The sequence below is a fragment of the Balneicella halophila genome (assembly GCF_003096835.1).
Lineage (GTDB): Bacteria > Bacteroidota > Bacteroidia > Bacteroidales > Balneicellaceae > Balneicella > Balneicella halophila.
The window spans coordinates 374,142-399,353 of record NZ_QENZ01000003.1 but is presented as its reverse complement, the minus strand read 5'-3'; the positions used below and the strand labels follow the sequence as shown (position 1 = coordinate 399,353).

Genomic DNA, 25,212 nt, shown 5'->3' with positions numbered 1-25,212 from the left:
GAACAGGGGATTTTTCTCGACAAACGAATTATTTTAGTCCTAATTCATCGAGCACTTCCGCTTTATAAGTATTACCAACAGGAATATATCTATCGGCAATTACTAATTTGTTTCTCTTTACCCCTTCAATATGTTGTTTATTCACCATAAATGAACGATGGACTCTCAAAAAATTGGGATTGTCAAGCTTAGTCATCATTTGAGAAAAACTCATCAAGGTTAGTATTGGGGTTTTGATATCTTTCATGTATATTTTCAAATAATCTTTCAGACCTTCGATATAGAGGATATCTTTGACTGTAATTTTTATATCTTCATAATCTGATCGTACAAAAACAAAGGCTTCTTCTTCTAAACTACCATTTCGTTCTAAGTCATAAAGCTTCCGAGCCTTTTGAACAGCTTTCAGAAAACGAGAAAAAGGAATGGGTTTTACTAAATAATCTACTGCATCTAAATCAAATCCCTCCAGTGCATATTGAGGATAAGCCGTTGTAAAGATGAATTTGGGTTTTACAGCTATCGTTTTTATCAGCTCAATACCTGTAAGATTAGGCATCTGAATGTCTAAAAAGACCAAATCGACCTCATTGGTACTTAAAAATTCTATAGCTTCAACTGGGTTATAGAACTTAGCAACTAATTCTAATGCATCTACCTTATCCAAATATGACTCTATAATTTCTAGTGCCAAAGGCTCATCATCTACTATTACACATTTCATATATCTAGTTTTAAGTCAACAGAATAGTTATCTTCTGTATGTACGATTTCCAATGAGTATTTATTAGAGTACAAAAGGTCTAAGCGCTCTTTCGTATTTTTCAACCCAATACCTTCTGGTGTGTTTTTATCCTTTTGAGTATTGCTGATTGCGTTGTCACAATGAAAAGAAATTTGATCATTTGATAGCGTTAATACAATATTTATTTTTGTTTTCCCGGAGCTGTTGACTCCGTACTTAAAGGCATTTTCAATAAAGGAGATTAGGATTAGCGGGCTTATTTTCTTATTCGTAATATCTCCTTTCACTTTTAGGGTAACATTACTGCTGTCAGCCATTCTCAAACGCTGCAACTTTATGTAGTTTTCAATATATTGCAACTCCTTTTCAACAGGTACAAAGTGATGGTCAGTCTCATACAGCATATATCGCATCAATTCTGAAAGTGTGATAACTGCCTCAGGTGCTTGATCAGATTTTTTTACGGTAAGTGCATAGATGCTGTTCAGTGAATTAAATAAAAAATGGGGATTGATTTGATTTTTTAAATAATACAATTCGCTAGCAACCTGCTCTGTTCTCATTTTTTGAGTTCGTTTTTCATTCTCATACCATTTTTCATAAAATCGTATTGCGATGGCTGCAACGAAAAAGAAAAGTTGCATAAAAAGGAAAAAGAAGAAACGCAGTCTAAAAAGCCTATGTAGGGTAATTTTCTTATCATCTAGGAGCTTTATTATAGAAGGAAAGGCTACTAACAAAAATATAACTACGATGGATATTAGAATGTATAAAAACCTCTTTTCCTTGAAGAGTAGCTTAGGAATTAAAATAAGGTAGTTTATATAAAACAACACAACTCCCCATACTAAGCGCTCAAACAATGACAAGTGAACTCTGCCATGTTGAATGAAAAAGATTAACACAATAAAGCTAAGAAAACACAGCCATACGATGATATGAGTTAGTATTTTATGCTGCAAATTTTTATTCATTGTTTACAAATTAAAAAAAGAAAGTCTAAGACACATGGTCTTAGCCTCTTTCATACAGACAAAGCTAAGGAATAAATTAGTTGCGCATTCTTCGTTTTCCTTTTTTAAAGTTTCGGTGTTCTCTTTTAGGTTGCATCTTTCTGTCAGTAAATTCTTTTATTGTTAAGAATCCATCATTGTCAGTATCTAAGCGTTCAAATTTCCGCTCCGGATTAGACATTCTGCGTTCAGAGTCACCCATTCTCGTTCTCGGTGTTTTTTGGAACTCCTCAAGTGTAATTGCACCATCCTTATTTGTATCCTTCATTTCAAAAATTTCTTTTTTGTCCTTAGTAGCTCTTCTGCGCTTATGTTTGGGCTCATGTTTTATTGCTTGAAACTCCTCTAAAGTTACTTTACCATCCCCATTGGCATCCAGTAGCTCAAAGTTACTTTTTCGCAGTTCCTCTCGATGAAGCTTTGTCACCTCGCTCATATTTTTAAACTCACCCAGACTTAATTTATCATCTTTATTCTCATCTAATTGGTGGAATAAATCCAGCTGTTGCTCTTTTAGGTTTTTAGTTGGTTGTTGAGCTACAGAGATTGTCATAGCTCCTAGTCCTAATGCTATTAAAAATAATTTTACCTTTTTCATTTTATTCTCTTTTTAATAATTAATATTTTGATTTTCAGTAACAAAGCTATATTATTGATGAGAATAATTAAAATACAATCGACTTATAAATTAAACTTATAGACGAAAGTCGAAATTCAATCGATGAACGAAGCTAAAAAAAGCCATGATTTTCATCACAGCTTTATAATTCTTAGGGAATTTGTTGGTCTTAAGGAACAAGAACTGAACCAATAGCATGAACAACACCATTAATTCCTTGAATATCTGTATAAGTAATATTGACAGTTTGATTAGTTGTCGTTTTTAGTTGTGCTCCCTCAGTCAAACTTACGATTATAGTTCCACCGTTTAATGTTATTAACTCACGACCATTTTGAAATTCACCTTCTTGAATATTATCACCTTGAACAATATGGTAAATCAAAAATGATTCTAAAACATCTATAGGAATATCACCTATTGAATTCCAATCAGCATTTGCCTCAAATAAAGCGTCGAAAGCCTCATTCGTTGGAGCAAAGAATGTAAAAGGTCCGCTACCTGACAAAACAGAAGTAAAGTCAAAAGAATGACGACTATCTCGCAAAGCTTCATTTAAAATAGAAAAATCCTCATTATTAGCTATTAATGAATCTAAATTATTAGGCAATAATACATTATCAATTACATGAACCACGCCATTGGTGCCTATCACATCAGCTTTAGTTACTTTAGCTACTTTATTAAAAATAATTTCATCTGCAACCTCAACTTGTAAGGATAGAGGCAAATCATCAGGTCCCAAAGCTGATGTATTTTCGTAAGCATTCGTAAAGTCTGCTGATGTCATAGTTGTGTTCAACATGTGATTTAACAAAGTTGTCTTTAGCAAATCAGACTCTATATCATTCAAAGAATCTACATCTAACGCTGTAAACAATTTTTTAAATGCATCATTGGTAGGTGCGAGAACCGTCAATGAATTATTATTAGCTAATGTTCCATCTAGGTTGGCTAAACGTAGTGCTTCATAAAATGAACTGAGGCTAGGAGAAAGTTTAACGATCTCATATACGTTAGGTTCTTGAATATCGTCAGATTTGTCATCATCATTACATGCAATAAGAAGTAAAGAAAATAATGATAAACCTAACAAAAAACTGACTATAAATTTTTTACTCATATCGTATTAGTTATAGTTAAATTATTAAAACTGAGTTTTACGAGGCTAAGATAGCAACTATCAAGGTATTGAACAAAATCTATGCCTTTTTTAAAATAAATGAATCCTAGCAGAAATTAACTGTGCTGAACTCATATATTTATATCAATCCTAGGTAAGGTTTTACTCTAGGAAACCTCACATCCTTTAGTAAAGGCAAGGTTTCTGTATGTAAAATATCTAGAAAATTAATGTGAATGACCTGCCTCGCTTTTTTTCATCTCTGCAATGAGGTAGTATGCATTATTGAATGCAAACATATCATTTGCATGTTCATCATCTAACAATTCAATTTCCACCCATTCGCCATCGTTAGCTCCTACAACTATTTCTACAGGTTTAAATGCCCACTCTTCCTCTTCTTTTTCTACAGAAAAAATATAAAATTTGTCATCTTCTTTGATTACTGCACTTTGTGGAATTGCCAATAAAAGATCATTTTCAACCCTAATCTTTCCTTTTACATAGACTCCGGGAATAAGATTGTTTTTCTTATTCTCAACATCTACATGTACCCTTATAGCCTTGGGATTGGTTTCAAACGATTTTCCTACAGAATGAATTTCCCCAACCAATTCTTCACCGTCTATTGCAACATCTTCAAAGCTCACCTTTTGACCACGTTTTATCTTAAACGCATCTTTTTCAAATACCATTAAGTCGGCATGAATATGTTTAGTATTCACTATTTGAAACATTTCAGTTTGAGCGCTTACGTACTGCCCAATATTCACATCAACCTTTTGAACGAATCCATTTATTGGAGCTCTTAGTGCTATCTTTTGCACTATATTACCTTTTTTTGTAGCATTAATGTCTACATTTAGTAGCTTGAGCTGAGCCTCTAAGCCACTTAAAGCAGCTTTTGAAGTTTCATATTCTGATTCTGCTTTTTGAAAATTAGCACCTGAGCCAACTCCAGCATCATACAGTCGCTTTTGTCGTTGATAGTTCTTCTCCAAAAAGACATTATTCGTATATGCATTTAAATAATCAGTTTGTGTTTTGACAATATTTGGATGTGACAAATAAGCAAGAACCTGACCTTTACGCACTTCATCACCTTCAGTTACCTGTATGTGTACCACATTCGCCTCCACTAGTGATGTTACAGTGGCTTTACTTTGAGGAGGCACAGAGAGCATCCCATTTGCCTTCACATAACCACCCATATTACGCATTTTAAGCGTATCTATCTTCATTTTTAAAGCTACAAATTGTTGTTGTGATAGATGCACTTCTTCATGAACATGTTCTTCAAGATTGTTCATTTCAGGAGTTTGATTTTGGTCTTCGCCCTTATGAATAGCTCCATTATTAGTAGCTTTGCTATCTTTTGTACTACATGAAGTCAATTGTAATGACAATGCAAGTATTGTAAATGTGATGTATATTTTATTTCTCATTATAGTTAGTTTTTAAAGTATTGTAATTCGAAAATGCTTTCCATATAGCTTACATAAGCATCTTGCGCCTCTATTTCTGATTGGACAGCTTCCTTCATTAGCTGTGTAAATGTTGTATAATCAATTTCTCCTTCTTGATAAGCAAAAAGAGCTCCTGTTTTTTGTTCTTTGATTAATGGAATCAACTCATCTTTATAAAATCCCCAGGTACTCTTCCTCTGTCTATAAGTTTCTAGAGCTTGAGCATATTGTAATTTAATTTCGCCCTTTTCCTGTTCATAGATTGATTGGCTAATAAGTTTATCAATCTTTGCGGCTTTAAGTTGGGAGTTCGTAGCACCAGATAAAAAAGGAATGGATATTCCCACTTGGAAAGAATAATAACCTGATTCTCCATCAGCTCTTTGCATACCACCTTCCAAACTTAGCTTAGGAAGATTATCATTCCTCATAGCCTTATATTGAGCTTCTGCCTCACTCAGCTTAATTTCAGACTGATGAAACAATGGATGTGCTTCCACAGAATGACTTTCATATTCTTTAATTTCGAGGTTCTCATATTCCATGGGAACAGAGTAGAGTTCATCCGATACCAGCCAAAAATTTAATGCATTTAGGGCCATAAAATATTCACTCTGAGCCTTGTCCTTCTGATTTCGAATTTGGAAAACTTGATTTAGCGTAGCTGAATATTCTAGTTTCGAAATATTTTCAACTTCATAATTTAATGTTACCGACTCTTTCAATTTTAAATAAATAGAATCTAGTTGCTTATATAAACAGTATTTTTGTTGAGTTTGAAAAGCAGTGAGCCAAGCTTTCTTCACTTTCAATTCTAAGTCTAGTTCGGTTAGTTCGTAGGCAACTTCGGCAAGTGCTATTCGTTGTTCTTGTAATCTTTTCTTTGAGGCAAGTCCGAAAATATCAATTTCTGATTGACTAAGACCCAACATAGTATAAGTGCCAGAACCATTCTTAACTTCCTCTCCTCCAGTAAAGATTTCTGTAGTCCCTAAGGCGTAGGCAGCTCCTTTCAGTCTTTGTTGTTTCTCAATGTTTAATTTTTGCTGTCTTAATAACGGAAAATTATCTTTTGACATCTCCACAGCCTCATCTAAAGATAGTACGGGTAGCTTCTCAGCTACTTGTTGCCCATAGCTCATAAAAGGTGATAAACAAAATAGAGCAACCACACTCAGCCCAACAATGGGTTGTTGTCTTCTTTTTATTCTGAATGAATTATTCTCAACCCATTGATACAAAATAGGCAACACAAATAATGTGAGGAGTGTTGAAGTAAACAAACCTCCTATCACTACTGTTGCAAGAGGACGTTGTACTTCAGCACCAGCAGAGGAAGAAATAGCCATTGGCAGAAATCCTAGAATATCAGTAAAAGCAGTAAGCATAATGGGTCTTATTCTACGTTTTGTTCCTGCTATGAGCCTGTCTTTTAAATTGGTAACCCGTTCAGCCTTTAACTCGTTAAGTCCGCTGATCATTACAAGACCATTGAGTACAGCAACACCAAATAAGACGATAAATCCAATACCTGCAGATATACTAAAAGGCATGTCTCGTAACCATAAAGCCACCACTCCGCCAATAGTTGCCATTGGTATCGCAATGTAAATCATCAATGTTTGTGGCAAGGATTTTAGCGCAAAGTATATGAGCACGAAGATAAGCAACAACGCTAGTGGTACCAATGTTTTTAACCTGTTGCTTGCTCTTTCTAAATTCTCAAATGCACCGCCATATCGTATGAAATATCCTGGTGGTAAGTCAAAGTTGGCATCTAGCTGTTCTTTAATATCATCCACTAATGATTTTACATCTCTACCGCGCACATTAATTCCCACATATGTCCTCCGATTGGTATTATCTCGACCTATCTGCATAGGGCCTGACTTATAGCTGATAGCAGCAACTTCCTGTAGCGGTATTTGGCTTCCCGATGGTAAATTGACAAACAGGTTCTGAATGTCAGAAATATCTTTCCGATACTGAGATTTTAAACGAACGACTAAATCAAACCTTTTTTCTCCTTCGAATATAGTCCCAGCTTGTCCTCCTGCAAAGGCTGTTTGTACTATCTTATTCAAATCATCTATTTTCAAGCCATATTGAGCTAATTTATCTCGCTTATAGGTAATCGTCATTTGTGGTAGCCCGGTAGTCGCTTCAACGGTCATATCTCCGATACCCTCAGTACCAGCAATAATTTTTGAAATTTCCTCAGCTTTTTTCGAGAGCACTTGTATGTCTTCTCCATAGATTTTGATCGCGATATCCTCACGAATACCCTCAAGAAGTTCATTGAATCGCATCTCAATAGGTTGAGTAAATTCATAATTAACACCTGGAATGATTTGAACTGCTTTTTTCATCTTTTCAATGAGTTCATCTTTCGTTGTTACTGTTGTCCATTCACTTTTTGGTTTAAGAATTACGAAAACATCTGCAATATCCATCGGCATAGGATCAGTCGGAATCTCAGCTACGCCAATTCTACTTACTATTTTTTGCACCTCAGGAAATTGTGATTTTACGATCTGCTCTATTTTTGTTGTGGTTTCAACAGCTTCTGTAAGGGAGCTTCCAGGTTTTAGAATAGCATGGAATGCTATATTACCTTCGTCTAATTGAGGAATAAATTCTCCCCCCATTCTAGAAAATAAAAATGTTGATACGGCAAATAAAACTACTGCAATTCCTACAATGAATTTCCCCTTTCCTAAGGCTTTTGATAATAAAAATTGGTACCTATGCTCTACCCAATGCACAAACTTATCACCATAGGATACTTTGATTGATTTAGGGGCTTTAAGAATAAGTGCAGACATCATGGGTACATAAGTAAGACAAAGAACCATAGCACCTATCATTGCAAAGATAAATGTCAATGCCATAGGAATAAACATTTTCCCTTCAACACCTTCTAAAGCTAATATTGGCAGAAAAACAATAAGTATGATTAACTGTCCGAAAAATGCAGCGTTCATCATTTTCTTAGAAGAATTAGCCGTAATTCTATCTCGATCTTTAGTCGTCAAAGGTTTATCTTTTTTAGTCTTAGAAACAATCATAAAAACTGTGCTTTCCACAATTATAACTGCTCCATCCACTATAATTCCAAAATCAATAGCACCAAGACTCATCAAATTTGCCCAAACATCAAATACGTACATTAGGATAAAGGCAAAAAGTAAAGACAGAGGTATAGTGGAAGCTACAATAAGACCGCCTCGCCAATTACCAAGTAAAAATATTAAAACAAAAATAACTATCAGTGCTCCTTCTATTAAATTTGTTGCCACTGTGGAAGTGGTGTTAGCAATCAGTTTGCTTCTATCTAGCAATGGTTCTATACTAACTCCTGCAGGTAATGATTTCTCAATTTGTGCCATTCTTTCTTTTACCGTTTGGATAACGTTGTTCGAATTTTCACCTTTAAGCATCATTACTAAACCACCAACCACTTCTCCCTCTCCATCTTGTGTTAATGCACCATACCGAATTGCAGAGCCGTACTGCACCTGCGCTATATCCCCTATGGTTACAGGGATATTATTTTTGTTAGTTACTACGATTTTTTTCAAATCCTCTAAAGTTCTCACTAATCCTTCTCCTCGAATAAAGTTCGCTTGATGATTTTTTTCAATATAGGCTCCACCAGTGTTTTGATTATTGGCTTCCAATGCCTCAAAAACATCGGTAATAGTAAGACCGATTGCTTTTAATTCATTAGGGTCAACAGCAACTTCATATTGTTTTATTTTACCTCCGACAGCATTCACCTCCACGATTCCTTCTACCATAGCCATTTGCCGTTCAATAATCCAATCTTGCATAGTACGTAAATCAGCTATGGAGTATTTATCTTTAAAATCTGGTTCTACCTTTAAAGTATATTGATAGATCTCACCAAGACCTGAAGAAATTGGTCCCATCGCTGGTTTACCAAAACCACTTGGTATTTCCTCACGTACTTCATCCAGTTTCTCAGAAACTAATTGACGAGGCAGATAGGTTCCCATTTTGTCATTGAAAACTATGGTTACTACTGACAACCCAAAGCGTGAAATGGACCGAATCTCTTCAACCTCCGGCAAGTTGCTCATAGCAACTTCTACAGGGTAGGTAACAAATTGCTCGATATCTTCAGTGCCTAAATTAGGTGCTTGAGTAATGACCTGAACCTGATTGTTCGTTATATCAGGAACGGCATCTATGGGAACTCTGAGCATGCACCATATTCCTGCTATAATTATGGATAGCGTAAACAAGCCTACCATAAATTTATTATTGATTGAAAAATCAATTATTTTATTAATCATTTGAAATGCTATTAGTTTAGTTATATGTGTATAAATCAGAATCAATTCTAAGAAAGAAAGATTATGACATCTCAGTGAAAGGATAGAATTATCCTATGGTTAACCAAACTAGGCTCTAGGGGGTTGCAATATTTTATTGTAGCAATCAATACCACTCCCAACCAAATAGAAGAAATTAGCTATTAAAATAGAATTTATTAAAGGTGCCACTACTTTAAATTTATTAAACTTAAAATTTGTAGCTCCTACATGACAACATTGGCAAGTACAAAAAGGTGAACATAAATCGATGCGACCCTCATCATGAGAGTGAGCAGGTATTTCAAGATTATCTTTATCTTGATGCTATAGGTAATCTCCACATGGCGATAAACCTAGGGCTAAAATGTAAACAAATAATATGCAATAAAGAAACTTCATATTCGAATACAAACATAAAACTTTCCTTAATCTTATCTAGTATAAATAGATTCTAAATAAGAAAAAGAAGTATTGATGCATTGAATTACAGGCAGATGATTTAAAACAAAAACCAACAACTAGAATTAGTCATTGGTTTTATATTGGTCATTATTTGTTGTAGTCGGGGTGGCAGGATTCGAACCTGCGACCTCCTGCTCCCAAAGCAGGCGCGATGACCGGGCTACGCTACACCCCGATTTTTTCTTGATTGAAAAAACCTCTTTGTTCTTTGCGGAGACAAAAGTATGTATTTTTATATTCTCCACCAAATAAATTTTCTCTTCCGAAACTAAAAACCTCATACAGTTGTCAACTCTATGAGGTTTTAGCGGAGAGAGGGGGATTCGAACCCCCGATACAATGTTACTCGTATGCCGGTTTAGCAAACCGGTGGTTTCAGCCACTCACCCACCTCTCCAATAATGCGGTGCAAATATAATTATACTATTTGATATTACAAGCGATTTCATTAAACTTTTTAATGACTTTAATCTCTATTTAACTGCGAAAACGTTCTATTTCCTCTCATAAAATATTCCCAAAGTATACTCTTAGTATAGCGCTTTGCAGTAAATTGCTTTGCTTTTTGCAATACTTTTCGTTGTTTATTCAACCTTGGTAAATTTTTATAAAATTGCATATGTGCTTTCCAAACGCTTTTTACTGCATTAAGATTGTTTTTGATGAGATACTGCAAAGCAGCAACCCCATCCAAACATATCCTTATGAATAAAATGGGGATAAATTCATTCGAAGGGAGGTTTTTGTAAAGCATAAATAGGTTGTTACGAAAGTTGAGGTACAACTTAAATGGGCTTTCATTGGGCAATGTACCACCACCAACATGATAAACAACACTTTTAGGCTCACAATAAATCGAGTAACCAGCATGTTGCATACGCCAACACAGGTCTATTTCTTCCATATGAGCAAAAAATTCTCCATCAAAGCCATTCAGCTTATGAAATACCTCAGCCTTTATTGCCATCGCAGCACCTGATGCCCAAAAAACTTGTATTAAACGATCATATTGTCCTGAGTCTTCCTCAATAGTGTCTAGAATACGTCCTCGGCAAAAAGGATAGCCATATTTATCTAAAAAGCCACCACTAGCACCCGCATACTCAAACTTATTCTTTGCATTATAGGAAACTATTTTGGGCTGCACTGCACCAATATTTGAATCTGCTTCTAATAAATTTATTAAAGGCTGCCACCAGTTTTTTGTTACCTCTACATCCGAATTCAACAAAATATAGTACGTGGAATCAATACATTTCAAACCTCTATTATATCCTTCTGCAAAACCGTAATTTTTATCTAAAGAAACGATTCGGATTTCAGGAAAATTCTTTTTTAAAAACTTAATAGAACGATCAGTGGATGCATTATCTATAACAACAATTTCAGCATCAGAAGCAAATCTTACTACAGAAGGTAAAAATCGCTCTAAAAACTTTTCCCCATTCCAGTTAAGTATAGCAATTACAACCTTAGACATCACTACGTTTTATCTTCCACCTTCTATGAGACCACATCCAGTATTGTGGCTTTTCTTTAATCATCTGCTCTGTAAGCCTCATGTGCTTTTCTGTAATTTCATGCGGAGCAGTATCTTTGGGGTTATCTGTTATAAGCCTAAACTCTATTTCATAATATCCCCGTTTTATTTTCCTGTTATAAGCATAGACTACAGGTATATCAAACATCTTTGCCATCTTTTCTGCTCCGAGAAATACGGGAGTATTTTGGTTCAAAAATGTCATCCAATGTGTCGCTTTGTTTATGTGTGGCATCTGGTCACTCAACAATCCTACAGCAGAAAGTTCGCCAGCTTTTTTTCTTCTAGCCAACACTCTAATGATATGATTTTTGGGAACTCCAATAGCTCCAAATCGCTCTCTTATTTTCAACATAAACTTATCTTCTGCTTTATTGTGCAATGGTTTATAAACAGAAAGTACTTTTTGTTTCCACAAATCATCAATGTGTGTAACCCATTCCCAGTTAGCATAATGTGCCTGAACACATATAAAACTTCTATAAGCAATACTACCTTGAGTAATTAGCTCATGATTGATAACCTTACAGCGTTTATTCAGTTCTCTCTTACTAATAGTGCGATATTTTATGACCTCAACAAAGATATCAGCCAAATGCTTATAATATTCCTTTTCTATTCTTAATAATTCCTCTTTACTTTTATCAGGAAATGAATTGTTTAGATTTTCTCTTACAATATTCTTCCGATAACCAATTACATAATAAAGAATGAGGTAAAAAATATCTGAAATAATATACAGCAAAGATAAAGGAAGATAGCTTACTAAAACTAGGAAGCCTACAACTATGTATGAAAAAAATTTACCAATCATAAAATATGTTGCAAAGGTAATAAAAGATTAAGCATTTTAGTTTGAACGATAGCTTGCATTCGTTACTTTTGCATATTAATTAAATTCTCATACAATATATAAACAATTATGTATAAAATATTAGCAATTAATCCAGGCTCTACATCTACCAAGATAGCGATATATCATGATGATAAAGAGCAGTTTGTAAAAAACATACATCATTCTAATGAAGAACTTGCTAAGTTCAAGAGAATAAGCAACCAGTTCAGCTTTCGTAAAGAGATTATCTTAAAAGAATTAGCACATGCTGGTGTAGATGTTAAAAGTTTTAAAGCTATTGTAGGTCGCGGAGGTTTGATAAAGCCAATAAGCTCTGGTGTCTATGAGGTAAATGATGCTATGGTAAAAGATCTAACCCGAGTTGGCGTCAAAGAGCATGCAAGTAATCTAGGTGCCCTTATTGCTATGGATATTGCTAATAACATAGATAATGCTAAAGCCTATATCGCAGATCCTGTGGTAGTAGATGAACTTCAAGAAATTGCACGCATCTCGGGACATGTTTATTTTGAAAGAATATCTATTTTTCATGCGCTAAATCATAAGGCAGTAGGTCGTGCCTATGCAAAAAAGATAAATAAAAAGTACGAGGATTTAAATCTTATAATTGCACATATGGGCGGTGGTGTCACAGTAGGTGCTCACAAAAGAGGCAGAGTGATAGATGTAAACAACGGATTGGACGGAGATGGTCCTTTCTCTCCTGAACGTTCCGGGGGGTTACCCACTGGTTCTTTAGTTCAACTTTGCTATAGTGGTGAACTGACTATTGAGCAAATGCAAAAACAATTGGTCGGTGAAGGTGGTTTTGTTTCTTATCTAGGGACTAACAGCGGACTTGAAGTGGAAAACCGCGCATTAGATGGTGATAGCGAAGCCATGCTTATCTTTGAAGCAATGGGATATCAAACAGCCAAAGAAATAGGTGCAATGAGTGCAGTGCTAAAAGGGGATGTTGATGCTATCATTATAACCGGTGGTTTAGCATATAGTAAGCACCTTACTAAATTTATAGAAGAGCATGTATCGCATATATCAAAAGTGCATGTGGAACCAGGAGAAGATGAAATGTCAGCTTTAGCGCTTAATGGTCTGGCAGCCTTAAAAAATGAAGTAGAAACCAAAGTTTATAGTTAATAATTATTTAGAGACTACATAAATTAGAAGTTGGTTCAATAAAAGACTCCAACTTCTTTTTTTTTGAAAACATTTTCCTAACTTTGTAAAATTCAGAAAAGAACTATAATACAATGTTAGCAAGTGCTTCAAAATATGCTTTGAAAATTGTTATTTATCTTGCCAAAAATAAGAAGAGCGGAAAGATAGGAGGGAAAAAAATTGCAGAAGATTTACAACTCTCTGCACCTTTTGTAGGAAAAGTTTTACAACCATTAGCACATAGTGGTATTGTAAAATCTACGAAAGGACCACATGGAGGTTTTGTTCTGGCTTCGGAACCCAATGAACTTCCTTTGCTTAATATCATTCAGATTTTTGAAGGAGAAAATGTTTTCAAAGAATGTCTATTATACTCATGCAATTGTAAAGACCACATTGAGGAGCATGGGGAACACTGCCGGATTCATGAAGAGATTGCACCCGCAAGAGAAAAACTTTTAGAATCACTCAGAACAAGAACGGTTGCAGACTTTTTAAATAACGAAGAAAATAATGAAAGCCTAAACAGCATTCTAGATGAAGAGAATTCATCAGCTTTTCACTAAGTATTTATACATCAGAAAGTAAAATACAATGCCAGCTATGGCTCCTATCATATCGGCTCCCCAGTCAAAAATATCAGCAGAGCGGTGAAAATAGCTCTCTTGTAACCACTCTATAATACCTCCATAAATCGCTACAATGATTAAAACGATGCCAGTATAAAGAGTTCTGGAAACTCCTCTAGATATTTCTAGGAATCTTAAGAAAAGGATACTAAAAACAAAAAATAATCCGAAGTGTGCAATCTTATCTAAATGAGGAATCAATACTTTCTCATCAACTTTAGGTGCGGGCATTGTACAGAGTACAAAAATAAGAATTGCCCAACAGATTAGCCCAATATTCCAAACCAACCTATATTTCATACTAACGTTTCCAAAATGCAGGGGTGAATAGGACTAAAACAGTAAATAATTCTAGGCGTCCTAAAAGCATGAGGAATGACAAGAACCACTTAGCACCATCAGCTAGATTACTAAAGTTTTCAGTTGGACCGATATGACCAAAACCAGGACCGATATTGCCCAAACTAGTTGCGACTGCACTCAAGGTAGAGTCTAAACCACTCATCCAAAAGGACAAAATAACTATAGAGACAACAAAAACAATTGCGTAAAGAATGACAAATGCCATTATATTGTCAATCGTAGAATTTTTCACACTCTGCTTATTAAATCTCACAGGAATCACAGCATTTGGATGCAATAAACGCACAATTTCGTAGTAGCTATTCTTAATCAGAAGTACTACTCTTACAATTTTAACTCCTCCACTGGTTGAGCCTCCGGAGCCACCAAAAAACATAAGTACAAAAACAAGCAATGCAATGTGTGGAGCCCAAAGGATATAATCTGCAGTTGCATATCCGGTAGTCGTAAGAATTGATACAACAGTAAATAAAGAATCCCTAAAATTTTGCTCAAAGCCATTAACACCAATTGTAAAAGTTAAACCAAAAGCAACCAGCATAGTAAAAAGCACCGTAATACCTAAGTACCATCTAAACTCTTCATCTTTCCATAACTTTTTTACTTTCCCTGTTACAGTAGCATAGGATAGGGTAAAATTAACTCCAGCGATGAACATGAATAAAGTAATGACATATTGAATAAAGGGCGATGGATAAGCTCCGATACTCGCCTGTTTTGTTGAGTATCCCCCTGTAGCAAGTGTCGTAAGAGAATGATTTACTGCATCAAATATCTCCATGCCTCCTATTGTTAACAAGGTAGCCTCAGCCACTGTAAATCCAAGATAAAGCCCCCAAAGGCGTCTTGCTGTTGCTTTTATGCTTGGTTTTAACTTATCGGGTGAGGGTCCTGGCACCTCAGCAATAAAAAGTTCTCTACCTCCAACGCCCAACCTTGGTAAAACAGCTAAAAATAAAACAATGATACCCATACCACCGAGCCATTGTGTCAACGAACGCCAAAATAAAATGCCGTGTGGCAATTCTTCAATATTGTTAAGTATAGAAGAACCGGTGGTTGTAAAACCACTCATCGTTTCAAAAAAGGCATCTGTAAAAGAGGGAATAGCCCCACTAAAAAGATAAGGTAAGCAACCAAAGAAAGAAAATATAACCCATGCTATGCTTACCACAACATAACCTTCTCTTTTGCCTAAATTTATATTCGAATTTTTCGTAGAATAATATGAAATGAGACCTAATACCAGCGTAATTATCGCCGTCCATAAAAATGCATAAACATCATGCTCTCCATAACCTATAGCTACAACCAAGGATATTAGAAGAAATATTGTCTCGAAAAGCAAAAATCGACCAATAGTATTGATGATAAGCTTCCAATTTATTACCATAATACCATTAATTAAAGTACTTTTCTACTTTCTTTATCAGATGTGGCATAGAAAAAACAACTGCTCTATCCCCTTCTTGTATCTGTACATCTCCGTAAGCAATAATATTCACACCATCTCTAATAATAGCACCAATTGTAGCCTCTTCAAGGAAAAGGATATCAGCCAAAGGTTCTTTTGTAATTCGTGAATTCTTTTTTGCCACCAACTCTAATATATCAGCCTCAGCATCGGTTATTTGTTTAAAATGTGTAATCTCTGTATCTGTAGTATGTTTGTATATCGTCCCTGCTGCAATGAGCTTCTTGTTAATCATAGTACCTACCCCTACTGTCTCTGCTAAATCTATAAAATCTGTATGTTCAACCTCAGCAATCGTCGCTTTTACGCCTAATTTTTTAGCCAAAAGACAAGAAAAGATATTTGTTTCAGAATTCCCTGTAACTGCAATAAAAACATCCATTGATCCAACGCCCTCTTCTCTTAGTAAGTCAACATTACGACCATCGCCACAAACCACAAGGGTATCAGAAATAGAGTCTGCAATTTCAAAACTTTTTTCTTTATCTATTTCTAAAAGCTTAACATTGTATTTATGTTGAAGTAGGGAAGCAGTGCGCTGACCAATACGGCTACCTCCTAATATCATTATATTTTTTAATGCAAATTCCTCAGTACCGCAAATCTTGAGTGCTTCGTCGATAGCATCTTTTTTACTGATTATAAAGATTAAATCTCCTTTTCTAAAACGATTATGTTCTTTCAAAATAATTGTTTTCCCTTCTCTCTTTATTGCAACAGCTTTATAGGAACGACTAGGATACAATTTACGTACATCGCCAAGGGTATTGTCTATTAATGGAGATTTCCCTTTTAGATCTACGCTGAAAAAGACCATGCCGGTATCGATAAATTCGTGAATTAAATGTGCGCCTGTCATCTTTAGAGATGCTACGATTTCCTCAGCGGCCAAAGCTTCAGGATATACAAACTCATCGATACTCATACTTTGTAAAATATCCTGATTTGATTTTTGTATGTATTCTTTATTATCGACACGGGCAACAACACGCTTAGCTCCCAACTTTTTTGCAAGAACGCATGAGGTAATGTTGATCTCTTCTGATTCAGTAACAGCTATGAAAAGTCTAGCTTTGCTTACCCCAGCCGCACGCAAATCTGCAATAGAAGACGAAGACCCAACTTGAGTCAATATTTCATAATGTGCATTTGCATAGGCAAGGTTTTCTTCCTTGATGTCCATAAGTGTAATGTCATGTTTCTCATGGCTTAGCATGCGAGCCAAATACACTCCAACCTCACCTGCACCGGCGATTACTATTTTCATAATATCCTTAACTTAGAATCTTTTACAAAATAACGAGTTTTTACTGAATAATAAAACTTTATCCACAAAAGTAGGTTTCACAAGTTTCTATCTTGTTAGATAATATTTGGCATACATATTGGAGTATTAAATAATAAATCACTTTAACCTTAAAAAATATTATGCAAATGAAAAGAATAATTATGTTATCTGTAATCGTAGCATTCCTAGGCATTTCGTGCTCGCTTAGTAAGGAAGATAAACTATATCGTACAACTGTTGACGGCACATGGCAACTTACCAATGTAGACTATACGGGTGCACAAGGTCAATTTAGTTCTGTACTATTTAAAGATGCTGATGCAAAATGTTTCGGAGGAAGTACATGGTATTTCAATCACATCAACAGCACAGGATATTACGACATTCCCCAAGGATTAGATTGTGTGGGTGGACAACGAGACATTAGATGGTCAATTCTTGACCAAAATGGTATTCAGCAATTGCAATTCAAATTTATTGACGAAAAGAAAAAAGATATAACTGGGTATGGTTTCCGCTTAACGATTGATTATTTAGATGATACCTCAATGACGCTACGCTCTAGTGTAAGTGTAGATGGAGAACCAGTAAATGTTATTTATAAATTTCAGAAGATAAATCAATAATTATATTTTAAAATTCAAAAAATCATGAAAAAAATTTCAATTATTTTATTAAGTGTGATTACCACTATCTTTTTTATAGTTGGGTGTGATACCATTCAGCAATCTAATAAAAAACAACGTGGCACTGTAATAGGAACTGCTGGTGGTGCAGCTGCAGGTGCTGCCATTGGAAGCCAAGTGGGAGATGGAAATACAGCACTGGGTGCTATTATTGGTGCAGTAGTAGGCGGAGCTACAGGAGCTTACATTGGAGACCGCATGGATAGACAAGCTGAGGAAATAGAACAGGAGGTACCTGGGGCTGAAGTAACGCGTGTAGGGGAAGGTATTAATGTAACTTTTGATGAAACAAGCGGTGTTTATTTTGAGCTAGAAAAACACGATATCAATGCTTCATCAGCAGCTACTTTAAATAAATTGGCAAATATTCTAAACGATTATCCAAAAACGGAAATCTTAGTAGAAGGACATACTGATAGTTCAGGTCCTGCAAGCTACAACTACAACTTATCTGAGAAGAGAGCTAAATCAGTTAGTTCATTTTTAATGAGTAAAGGAATTTCTTCTTCTAGAATTAGTACAAAATGGTATGGAGAAACACAACCGAAATATGATAACAATACTAAGGAAGGTATGGCTAAAAACCGTCGCGTTGAGCTAGCAATTATTGCAAGTGAAGAATTGAAAAAAGAAGCTGCTGCCAACGCAGAATAATAATTATAAATAGCATTTAACTAACGAAAAAAGCCTCTTTCCCAGCAAAGGAAAGAGGCTTTCTTGTAATTATTAGAAAATAGGGTTGTTATTAGAATCTATAAGTTGCACTTACGTTCCAAGTACGTCCCCATCCAAAAAACACTCTGTTCTTTGTACTGATACCATCCCAAGTGCGGTCTCCTGCTTCAGGGAAAATATTTGTTTCTGACTCAGAGATGTAAGTTTCATCTAAAATGTTATCCATATTAAAACGGATAGTAATTGAATTATTGTTTCCAAATTCCTCTTTGAAAGAGATTCCTCCTTCTAAAAGTCCATAGCTTGGCAACTCTAAAGAACCTTTATGACCTTTATAATTAAATGACTCATGATCAATATCTGCATACAACTTATCTGCATATAGATAATTCATATCCAATTTGAATCCTTTTGGTAATTTTAAGTCAAATCCTAAGCGTGCTGTAAACTGTGCAGCATCACCAACTTTAACTCCATCTAAGTAAAGTGTTTCTTCTTGATTTTGTCCATTAACTTGAATAGGATTGTTAGCCTCATCATAGTAAGCCGCGGTAACATCAGAACCATATTCCCAGTTACCATAAGAAACCATCGCATTAAGACTAAAGTTATCAGATAATCTAACATTACCATCAAACTCAACACCCATATGTATTTGTTCTACACCTTCTAGGTTTGCAATACCTCTAACATCATCTCTATTATTATCAGGAGTATTATTTACATCGAAAGTACTAGAAAATCTAGTATAACGGTCTGCCCAAGATGTTCTATAAAGGTTTACATTAAATCTAGCATTTTCGCTACGGAAACCGTACCCCAATTCAAGACCAATTACTTTTTCGTTAATCAAGTCATCATTGATATAGTTATCATTATAATTAGGGAATACAGCATCAAAGTTAGGTTGTCTAGAATAGAAACCTGCGTTAAAGAACAAATTGTGATTATCATTAATGTTCCAGTTCATACCTCCTTTAACATTACCTCCAACTAATGACTCCCAGTCAGACTCTTGCTCAGGGTCACTATCTAAATAATTGAAATAATCAATTCGCTTATATCCTTGGCTAGACACGGCACCTTGAATGAACATTGAAATTGCATCTTTTTTATATTCTAATTGTCCGAATCCACCATACCAACGAACTTTACCGTCATTGTGGTAGTCAATTTTTTGCTCATCATCAACGCTCTCAAATACATTCATCATAGATGAGAAATCCGCAGGATAAGTTTCAGTGATTTTTCTTCCGTTAGGATAATTTACATTATCATAATCAATATAAGCATCAGCGCCTAAAAGATCTTCAACTCTTCTATAATGTATTCCTTTATAAGATCTTAAATCGATACCAAAATCTAAAGTAAGTGTTTCACTCAATTCTGTATTAAAATTAGAAATAACACCATACCAGTTGTGAGAGTTCATAGATGCTCTTCTTGAAATACCGTTATCACTTCCATATTTTCCACCGCCATTTGGATGTCCATTGTTTCCTGTATTGTAGCGTCCTCCATCATATAATGAACGAACTCTTGGCTGATTATATTTAGGATTAGCGAAAGCTGAAGGCACTTGTTGCCCCATATTCCACTGCTGAATTACATCAACAGGCACTAAACCACGACTGGTTTTTGGTAAAGCATACTGTCTTGTACCATTCAAATGACCGATTTCTCCGGTTCCTCCACCTCTACCAACTGAAGCGTATAGAACTGTCGCTATTTTACTTTTTTCAGAAAGATTCCAATCCCAGTTTAAAGAAGCGATTGGCTTGTGATAAAAGTTTCTTCTAAATGAATATTCTTCTCCATTCAAATAACCCCAATCACTATTGTACTTTATGTTAGGATCACCATCCTCACCATATTCAAGATAGTCACCCAAACTAGGTGCATAACTTCTTTGGTGGTGCCACTGAGGTGCTCCAGTTACTGTAAATTGCAAGTCATGATTTTCATTAGGCTTAAAACCTAAAGCTAAGAAATAATTATATCCTTCGAATTTTGTTCCATCAACAAAACCGTCACCTGAAGTTCTTCCGATAAGGGCAGAAACAGAAAAGCCATTATCCATCATTCCTGAATTGTAAGAACCTAATGTTTTCAAATAATTATCATTACCAGCTCTAACAGAAATAGAGCCACCTTTGTTTTTTTGTGCTGCTCTGGTGAGTACGTTAATGGTACCACCAACTGAAGAAATTGCTAATTTAGAAGAACCTAATCCCCTTTGTACTTGCATTGCAGAGGTAACGTCAGAAAGACCTGCCCAGTTACTCCAATATACCCAGCCATTCTCCATGTCGTTTACAGGCATACCATTAACCATAACAGCCGTATTACGTTGGTCAAATCCGCGAATATTTACACGAGAATCACCAAAACCACCACCTTGCTTTGTTGCATAAACAGAAGGTGTAGTTTTTAAAATTTCAGGGAATTCTTTAGTTCCCAATTTCTCCATAATTTCCTCTGCCTTGATCGTAGAAACAGCTACTGGAGTTTCTCTATCTTTAGCAATATCAGCCACACCTATAACAACAACCTCATCTAGGCCAAGTGCATCTTGTGAAAGTACGATAGTTCCTAGACTTGTTGATCTAGCTGCATCAAATGTTATAACCTTATCTGCATAACCTACGAATGTGATTACCAATCGCCCTTTTCCTGAAAGTTGTAAAGAAAAGTTACCATCAATATCAGTTGATGTACCGTTGGTTGTACCTTGTTGTAAAACGCTAGCTCCAGGTATTGTTTCACCTGTCTCAGCATCTACTACTTTTCCTGTGAATGTGCTTTGTGCCCATAGTGTAGTGGTTACTAAAACCATAAGTGCAAAGCTCATTAAAAATTTAAAATTTGCTTTCATATTTAAATATTTAGTTAGACGCTACGAAGATACTGAACATTCACTCTCAACTGAAATATTACCAAGCTAAAGTGTTATTTATTAATATTATCTTAATATTGCAATCATCAATTTAAGCGAATCCATCAACTTTTATAGTTATTTTTAAAGTTATCAACAATCATTTCCTATCCTTTCTCGTTGAAAATTAGTTGTTTTAGATAAAATATTATTGTGTTACTAACAAAATTATTTTTACCTTTGCACCCACTATTTGAAGATTTATCAAAAGTGTATATGAAAAAGACATCCCCTTAGAAGGATGTTAGCAACTGATTACCAAAAGCTTTGATGGTTTGCCCGACAAGAAAAGTTTTTGCAGGTTTGCTTCTTATATGCTTTAGGTGAGGGTAAATAATTCAATAGAAAAATAGAGTATAAACGTATAAAAACGAAACACAGTGAGTGATCAAAGTTATAAAACTGTATCCGCAAACAAAGAAAGCGTTGATAAAAAATGGGTACTTATCGATGCCAAAGATGCTGTATTGGGGCGCTTAGCTTCTAACACAGCCAAAATACTCAGAGGAAAAAACAAACCATGTTTTACACCTCATGTAGATTGTGGTGATAATGTTATTATCATCAATGCAGAGAAAATAAACCTTTCAGGTAATAAGTGGGCAGACAAAACCTACATTCGCCATACAGGATATCCTGGTGGACAACGTGTACGTACTGCTACTGAAATGATGACAAAATTCCCAGACAGAATGGTAATGAATGCCGTAAAAGGTATGTTACCTAAAAATAGACTAGGAAAACAATTGTTGACAAACTTGAGAGTATATGTGGGTGAAGACTACAAAGAAGTAGCTCAAAAACCTGAAAAAATCGATTTAAACAATATCAAATTATAACAGATGGAAGTGATAAACACATTAGGACGTAGAAAGTCAGCTGTAGCTCGTGTTTACTTGAAGCCGGGCAAAGGAAATATTACCATCAACAAAAGAGACGTGAATGAGTACTTTTCTGTACCTATCCATCGCTATGTGGTTACACAGCCATTACATACATTGGGTGTTGCAGATAAATACGATATCAAAGTAAATATTAACGGAGGAGGTACTAAAGGACAGGCAGAGGCAGTTCGTTTAGGTATTGCTCGTGCTTTGGTAGAATTAGACGCAGAAGTAAAACCTCAGTTGAAAGCTGAAGGATTTATGACTCGTGACCCTCGTGCTGTTGAACGTAAGAAACCAGGACAGCCTAAGGCTCGTAAGCGTTTCCAATTCAGCAAGCGTTAATATTTTTGGCAAGTTTAGCATCTAAATCATTAAGACTTCCTACGAAGGAACTACTTAGTGATTGCCGAAAAATTTTGAAAAAAGTCATTTTGCTAGAAAATGACAAAAGGTAAAAAGAACGTAAACAATTAAAAAAAATTATGGAACAAACAAAATTCGAAGATTTATTAGAAGCAGGTTGTCACTTCGGACACATGAAAAGAAAGTGGAATCCTAAAATGGCTCCTTATGTATTTATGGAGAAAAACGGTATCCACATCATAGACCTACACAAAACAGCGGTGAAACTTGATGAAGCTGCGGCTGCAATGAAGCAAATTGCAAAGTCTGGTCGTAAAATCCTTTTTGTGGCAACAAAGAAACAAGCTAAAGATATTATTGAAACTAAAGTGGGTCCAACGAATATGCCATATGTCGTGGAACGTTGGCCAGGAGGTATGCTTACTAACTTTCCTACAATAAGAAAGGCTGTAAAGAAAATGACATCAATTGATAAAATGTCAAGCGATGGAACTTTTGATCACCTTTCTAAGAGAGAAAAATTACAAATAGGTCGTCAGCGTGCAAAACTTGAAAAAACATTAGGAAGTATTGCAGACATGACACGATTGCCTGCAGCACTTTTCATTGTAGATGTGATGAAAGAATACATCGCAGTACGTGAAGCAAATCGTTTAGGTATACCAGTATTTGGTATTGTAGATACAAACTCAAATCCTCAAGATATTGATTTTGTAATTCCTGCAAATGATGATGCAAGTACATCAATTGATTTTATTGTTGGAAAAGTAACTGATGCTGTAAAAGAAGGATTGACTGAGCGCAAAGCAAGCCGTGAGAAAGAAGCAAAAGATACTAAAGAAAACAAAGAAAGTAAGGAAGAGTAGTAGGAGAAATATTAAACCGAAAGAAATAGTATATATTTTTTAACATAACTCCAGAAAAAAAGAAAATTATGGCAATAACAGCAGCCGATGTAAAAAAATTACGTACCGCAACCGGAGCAGGTATGATGGATTGTAAAAAGGCACTTCAAGAAGCTGATGGTGATTTAGAAAAAGCAATCGAAATCATCCGTAAAAAAGGTATGGCTATCGCTAATAAGCGTGCAGACAGAGAAGCATCTGAGGGTGTGGTGCTTTCAAAAGTAAGTGATGACAACAAAAAAGGTGCTATCATTTCACTAAACTGCGAAACAGATTTCGTAGCAAAGAATGAAGGATTTGTTGAGTTTGCTACTAAAATATTAAATGTAGCACTAGAACAGCAACCTGCAGACTTAGAAGAGCTAAAAGGCCTAGAATTAGAGGGTGGACGTACGGTTGAAACTCATGTAAGTGAGCAAACAGGTATTATTGGAGAAAAGCTCGAATTAGGTTTTTACGATAAAATCGAAGCTCCATACTGTATTTCATATATCCATGCAGGAAACAAATTGGCAACATTAGTAGGTTTCAATAAAGAAAATATTGATCAACAAATGGCTAAAGATGTAGCTATGCAAGTAGCTGCAATGTCACCTGCTGGAATTGATAAAGATGATGTACCTGAAGAAGTTGTGAATAAAGAGTTAGAAATTGCAAAAGAAAAATACAGATTGGAAGGTAAGCCTGAAAATATGTTAGATAAAATTGCACAAGGTAACTTGAATAAATTCTACAAAGAAAATACTTTATTGAATCAAGCTTTTGTGAAAGATTCAAAAATCAACATCAAACAGTACTTAGAAACTGCTGATAAAGACTTAACAGTAACTGTAATGAAACGTTTTTCATTGAATAACTAAGATCAATACAGCAACTATAAAGAAAAGGAGTTCTTCATATTTTGAAGAGCTCTTTTTTTTGTATCTTTAAGTCCGTAAAATGTGCAAATATTATGAAATATAAAAGTATACTACTAAAACTAAGTGGAGAGTCCTTAGCTGGAGCAAATAAAGCAGGTATTGATCCTGAACAATTAGCATCTTACGCAAAACAAATCAAGAAAATTAGTGAAAAAGGTGTTGAAATAGCCATTGTAATTGGAGGTGGAAATATATTTAGAGGATTGAAAGCAAGTGCAGCTGGATTTGATAGAGTTTCCGGTGACAGTATGGGAATGCTTGCTACTGTAATTAACAGTATTGCTTTATGTGCCCGTCTAGAGGAAGAAGGCTGTAGCTCGAAACTGCTCACCGCAACTAAAATGGCACCTATCGGAGAACTTTATAGAGCTAAAAAGGCCAAAAAGTTTATGAGCAAGGGAAAGGTTGTAATAATTGCCGGCGGTACTGGGAATCCATTTTTCACCACTGACACTGCCTCAGCACTTCGTGCTTGTGAGTTACAAGTAGATGTAATGCTGAAAGGAACGCGCGTAGATGGCATCTATGACAGTGATCCAGAAAAAAATCCTGATGCTAAAAAGTTTGAAAATATAAGCTATGATGAAATCTATAAAAGAGGACTTAAAGTAATGGATATGACTGCTACTACAATGTGTAAAGAGAATGATGTAAAAATTGCCGTTTTCGATATGGATACTGAAGGGAATCTTGGAAAAGTTGTAGCTGGAGAAGCCATTGGCACAGTGGTTTCTTAAAGAATTTGTACTCATTCTCACAATTATT

At 35.4% G+C, this 25,212-nt stretch carries 22 protein-coding genes and 2 tRNA genes; 9 read left to right on the top strand and 15 right to left on the bottom strand.

All coding sequences use genetic code 11. The annotated features are described in order from the left end of the window. Positions 1-28: 28 nt before the first annotated feature. From C7377_RS01860 to C7377_RS01815, 11 genes are all read right to left on the bottom strand, one after another. On the bottom strand, positions 29-724 hold the full coding sequence (locus C7377_RS01860; protein ID WP_116495641.1) for a LytR/AlgR family response regulator transcription factor: 696 nt from the start codon (positions 722-724) through the stop codon (positions 29-31). Beyond that, positions 721-1,308 carry a sensor histidine kinase gene (locus C7377_RS09350; protein ID WP_165806828.1) on the bottom strand — a complete coding sequence of 196 codons (588 nt, stop codon included), beginning with the start codon at positions 1,306-1,308 and terminating at the stop codon, positions 721-723. Before C7377_RS09350 ends, C7377_RS01860 begins: the two co-directional genes overlap by 4 nt. 487 nt (positions 1,309-1,795) lie before the next feature. Beyond that, a complete protein-coding gene (locus tag C7377_RS01850) occupies positions 1,796-2,356 on the bottom strand; it encodes an EF-hand domain-containing protein (RefSeq protein WP_116495639.1) in 561 nt (186 codons plus the stop codon). Between the two features lie 190 nt (positions 2,357-2,546). Next, the gene (locus C7377_RS01845) at positions 2,547-3,500 is read right to left on the bottom strand and encodes a fasciclin domain-containing protein (protein WP_116495638.1); all 954 of its coding nucleotides are present in this window, start codon (positions 3,498-3,500) and stop codon (positions 2,547-2,549) included. A 227-nt stretch (positions 3,501-3,727) separates the two neighbouring features. After that, positions 3,728-4,945 carry an efflux RND transporter periplasmic adaptor subunit gene (locus C7377_RS01840; protein ID WP_116495637.1) on the bottom strand — a complete coding sequence of 406 codons (1,218 nt, stop codon included), beginning with the start codon at positions 4,943-4,945 and terminating at the stop codon, positions 3,728-3,730. 5 nt (positions 4,946-4,950) lie between these two features. After that, a complete protein-coding gene (locus C7377_RS01835) occupies positions 4,951-9,285 on the bottom strand; it encodes a CusA/CzcA family heavy metal efflux RND transporter (protein ID WP_116495636.1) in 4,335 nt (1,444 codons plus the stop codon). A 108-nt stretch (positions 9,286-9,393) separates the two neighbouring features. Then, positions 9,394-9,606: a DUF6660 family protein gene (locus C7377_RS09815; protein ID WP_394336359.1), complete on the bottom strand. Its 213-nt coding sequence runs from the start codon at positions 9,604-9,606 to the stop codon at positions 9,394-9,396. Positions 9,607-9,868: 262 nt separating this feature from the next. After that, a tRNA-Pro gene (locus C7377_RS01830) sits at positions 9,869-9,943 on the bottom strand. 133 nt (positions 9,944-10,076) lie between these two features. After that, positions 10,077-10,165: transfer RNA gene (locus tag C7377_RS01825), tRNA-Ser, on the bottom strand. Between the two features lie 69 nt (positions 10,166-10,234). Continuing rightward, positions 10,235-11,248, bottom strand: coding sequence for a glycosyltransferase family 2 protein (locus C7377_RS01820; protein WP_116495635.1), 1,014 nt, complete (start codon positions 11,246-11,248; stop codon positions 10,235-10,237). Continuing rightward, positions 11,241-12,122, bottom strand: coding sequence for a lysophospholipid acyltransferase family protein (locus tag C7377_RS01815; protein WP_116495634.1), 882 nt, complete (start codon positions 12,120-12,122; stop codon positions 11,241-11,243). Before C7377_RS01815 ends, C7377_RS01820 begins: the two co-directional genes overlap by 8 nt. Before the next feature lie 108 nt (positions 12,123-12,230). Between C7377_RS01815 and buk the strand changes: the two genes are divergently transcribed. Together buk and C7377_RS01805 are read left to right on the top strand one after the other, a co-directional pair. After that, positions 12,231-13,301 carry a butyrate kinase gene (gene buk, locus C7377_RS01810; protein WP_165806827.1) on the top strand — a complete coding sequence of 357 codons (1,071 nt, stop codon included), beginning with the start codon at positions 12,231-12,233 and terminating at the stop codon, positions 13,299-13,301. A 113-nt stretch (positions 13,302-13,414) separates the two neighbouring features. After that, the gene (locus tag C7377_RS01805) at positions 13,415-13,888 is read left to right on the top strand and encodes an RrF2 family transcriptional regulator (RefSeq protein WP_116495632.1); all 474 of its coding nucleotides are present in this window, start codon (positions 13,415-13,417) and stop codon (positions 13,886-13,888) included. Here C7377_RS01805 and C7377_RS01800 read toward each other — a convergent pair. From C7377_RS01800 to trkA, 3 genes are read right to left on the bottom strand one after another with little or no spacing between them, the layout of a single operon-like run. After that, the gene (locus C7377_RS01800; RefSeq protein WP_116495631.1) at positions 13,874-14,251 is read right to left on the bottom strand and encodes a VanZ family protein; all 378 of its coding nucleotides are present in this window, start codon (positions 14,249-14,251) and stop codon (positions 13,874-13,876) included. The two genes, C7377_RS01805 and C7377_RS01800, sit on opposite strands and share 15 nt — an antisense overlap. A gap of 1 nt (position 14,252) precedes the next feature. Next, positions 14,253-15,707 carry a TrkH family potassium uptake protein gene (locus C7377_RS01795; protein ID WP_116495630.1) on the bottom strand — a complete coding sequence of 485 codons (1,455 nt, stop codon included), beginning with the start codon at positions 15,705-15,707 and terminating at the stop codon, positions 14,253-14,255. 7 nt (positions 15,708-15,714) lie between these two features. Beyond that, entirely contained in the window at positions 15,715-17,055 is a 1,341-nt protein-coding gene (gene trkA, locus C7377_RS01790; protein ID WP_116495629.1) for a Trk system potassium transporter TrkA, read from the bottom strand. 167 nt (positions 17,056-17,222) lie between these two features. Between trkA and C7377_RS01785 the strand changes: the two genes are divergently transcribed. Together C7377_RS01785 and C7377_RS01780 are read left to right on the top strand one after the other, a co-directional pair. After that, on the top strand, positions 17,223-17,702 hold the full coding sequence (locus tag C7377_RS01785) for a lipocalin family protein (RefSeq protein WP_207778382.1): 480 nt from the start codon (positions 17,223-17,225) through the stop codon (positions 17,700-17,702). Between the two features lie 24 nt (positions 17,703-17,726). Continuing rightward, positions 17,727-18,416, top strand: a complete 690-nt coding sequence (locus tag C7377_RS01780; RefSeq protein WP_116495627.1) for an OmpA family protein — start codon at positions 17,727-17,729, stop codon at positions 18,414-18,416. Positions 18,417-18,507: 91 nt separating this feature from the next. Here the strand turns inward: C7377_RS01780 and C7377_RS01775 are convergent, their stop codons facing one another. After that, the gene (locus C7377_RS01775; protein WP_116495626.1) at positions 18,508-21,312 is read right to left on the bottom strand and encodes a TonB-dependent receptor; all 2,805 of its coding nucleotides are present in this window, start codon (positions 21,310-21,312) and stop codon (positions 18,508-18,510) included. Between the two features lie 440 nt (positions 21,313-21,752). On the opposite strand from C7377_RS01775, the gene rplM reads away from it, so the two are divergent. From rplM to pyrH, 5 genes are all read left to right on the top strand, one after another. Continuing rightward, positions 21,753-22,211, top strand: a complete 459-nt coding sequence (rplM, locus tag C7377_RS01770; RefSeq protein WP_116495625.1) for a 50S ribosomal protein L13 — start codon at positions 21,753-21,755, stop codon at positions 22,209-22,211. Positions 22,212-22,214: 3 nt separating this feature from the next. Further along, positions 22,215-22,601, top strand: a complete 387-nt coding sequence (rpsI, locus tag C7377_RS01765) for a 30S ribosomal protein S9 (RefSeq protein WP_116495624.1) — start codon at positions 22,215-22,217, stop codon at positions 22,599-22,601. A 140-nt stretch (positions 22,602-22,741) separates the two neighbouring features. Beyond that, positions 22,742-23,488, top strand: a complete 747-nt coding sequence (gene rpsB / locus C7377_RS01760) for a 30S ribosomal protein S2 (protein WP_116495623.1) — start codon at positions 22,742-22,744, stop codon at positions 23,486-23,488. A 68-nt stretch (positions 23,489-23,556) separates the two neighbouring features. Then, positions 23,557-24,387 (top strand): translation elongation factor Ts, encoded by an 831-nt coding sequence (tsf, locus tag C7377_RS01755; RefSeq protein ID WP_116495622.1) that lies wholly within the window; start codon positions 23,557-23,559, stop codon positions 24,385-24,387. A gap of 89 nt (positions 24,388-24,476) precedes the next feature. Next, the gene (gene pyrH, locus C7377_RS01750) at positions 24,477-25,184 is read left to right on the top strand and encodes a UMP kinase (protein WP_116496196.1); all 708 of its coding nucleotides are present in this window, start codon (positions 24,477-24,479) and stop codon (positions 25,182-25,184) included. Positions 25,185-25,212: the final 28 nt, after the last annotated feature.

Coding starts and splice junctions, on each gene's coding strand:
- C7377_RS01860 (WP_116495641.1), bottom strand. CDS start 724: ATGAAATGTGTAATAGTAGATGATGAGCCTTTGGCACTAGAAATTATA.
- C7377_RS09350 (WP_165806828.1), bottom strand. CDS start 1,308: ATGAGAACAGAGCAGGTTGCTAGCGAATTGTATTATTTAAAAAATCAA.
- C7377_RS01850 (WP_116495639.1), bottom strand. CDS start 2,356: ATGAAAAAGGTAAAATTATTTTTAATAGCATTAGGACTAGGAGCTATG.
- C7377_RS01845 (WP_116495638.1), bottom strand. CDS start 3,500: ATGAGTAAAAAATTTATAGTCAGTTTTTTGTTAGGTTTATCATTATTT.
- C7377_RS01840 (WP_116495637.1), bottom strand. CDS start 4,945: ATGAGAAATAAAATATACATCACATTTACAATACTTGCATTGTCATTA.
- C7377_RS01835 (WP_116495636.1), bottom strand. CDS start 9,285: ATGATTAATAAAATAATTGATTTTTCAATCAATAATAAATTTATGGTA.
- C7377_RS01820 (WP_116495635.1), bottom strand. CDS start 11,248: ATGTCTAAGGTTGTAATTGCTATACTTAACTGGAATGGGGAAAAGTTT.
- C7377_RS01815 (WP_116495634.1), bottom strand. CDS start 12,122: ATGATTGGTAAATTTTTTTCATACATAGTTGTAGGCTTCCTAGTTTTA.
- buk (WP_165806827.1), top strand. CDS start 12,231: ATGTATAAAATATTAGCAATTAATCCAGGCTCTACATCTACCAAGATA.
- C7377_RS01805 (WP_116495632.1), top strand. CDS start 13,415: ATGTTAGCAAGTGCTTCAAAATATGCTTTGAAAATTGTTATTTATCTT.
- C7377_RS01800 (WP_116495631.1), bottom strand. CDS start 14,251: ATGAAATATAGGTTGGTTTGGAATATTGGGCTAATCTGTTGGGCAATT.
- C7377_RS01795 (WP_116495630.1), bottom strand. CDS start 15,707: ATGGTAATAAATTGGAAGCTTATCATCAATACTATTGGTCGATTTTTG.
- trkA (WP_116495629.1), bottom strand. CDS start 17,055: ATGAAAATAGTAATCGCCGGTGCAGGTGAGGTTGGAGTGTATTTGGCT.
- C7377_RS01785 (WP_207778382.1), top strand. CDS start 17,223: ATGAAAAGAATAATTATGTTATCTGTAATCGTAGCATTCCTAGGCATT.
- C7377_RS01780 (WP_116495627.1), top strand. CDS start 17,727: ATGAAAAAAATTTCAATTATTTTATTAAGTGTGATTACCACTATCTTT.
- C7377_RS01775 (WP_116495626.1), bottom strand. CDS start 21,312: ATGAAAGCAAATTTTAAATTTTTAATGAGCTTTGCACTTATGGTTTTA.
- rpsI (WP_116495624.1), top strand. CDS start 22,215: ATGGAAGTGATAAACACATTAGGACGTAGAAAGTCAGCTGTAGCTCGT.
- rpsB (WP_116495623.1), top strand. CDS start 22,742: ATGGAACAAACAAAATTCGAAGATTTATTAGAAGCAGGTTGTCACTTC.
- tsf (WP_116495622.1), top strand. CDS start 23,557: ATGGCAATAACAGCAGCCGATGTAAAAAAATTACGTACCGCAACCGGA.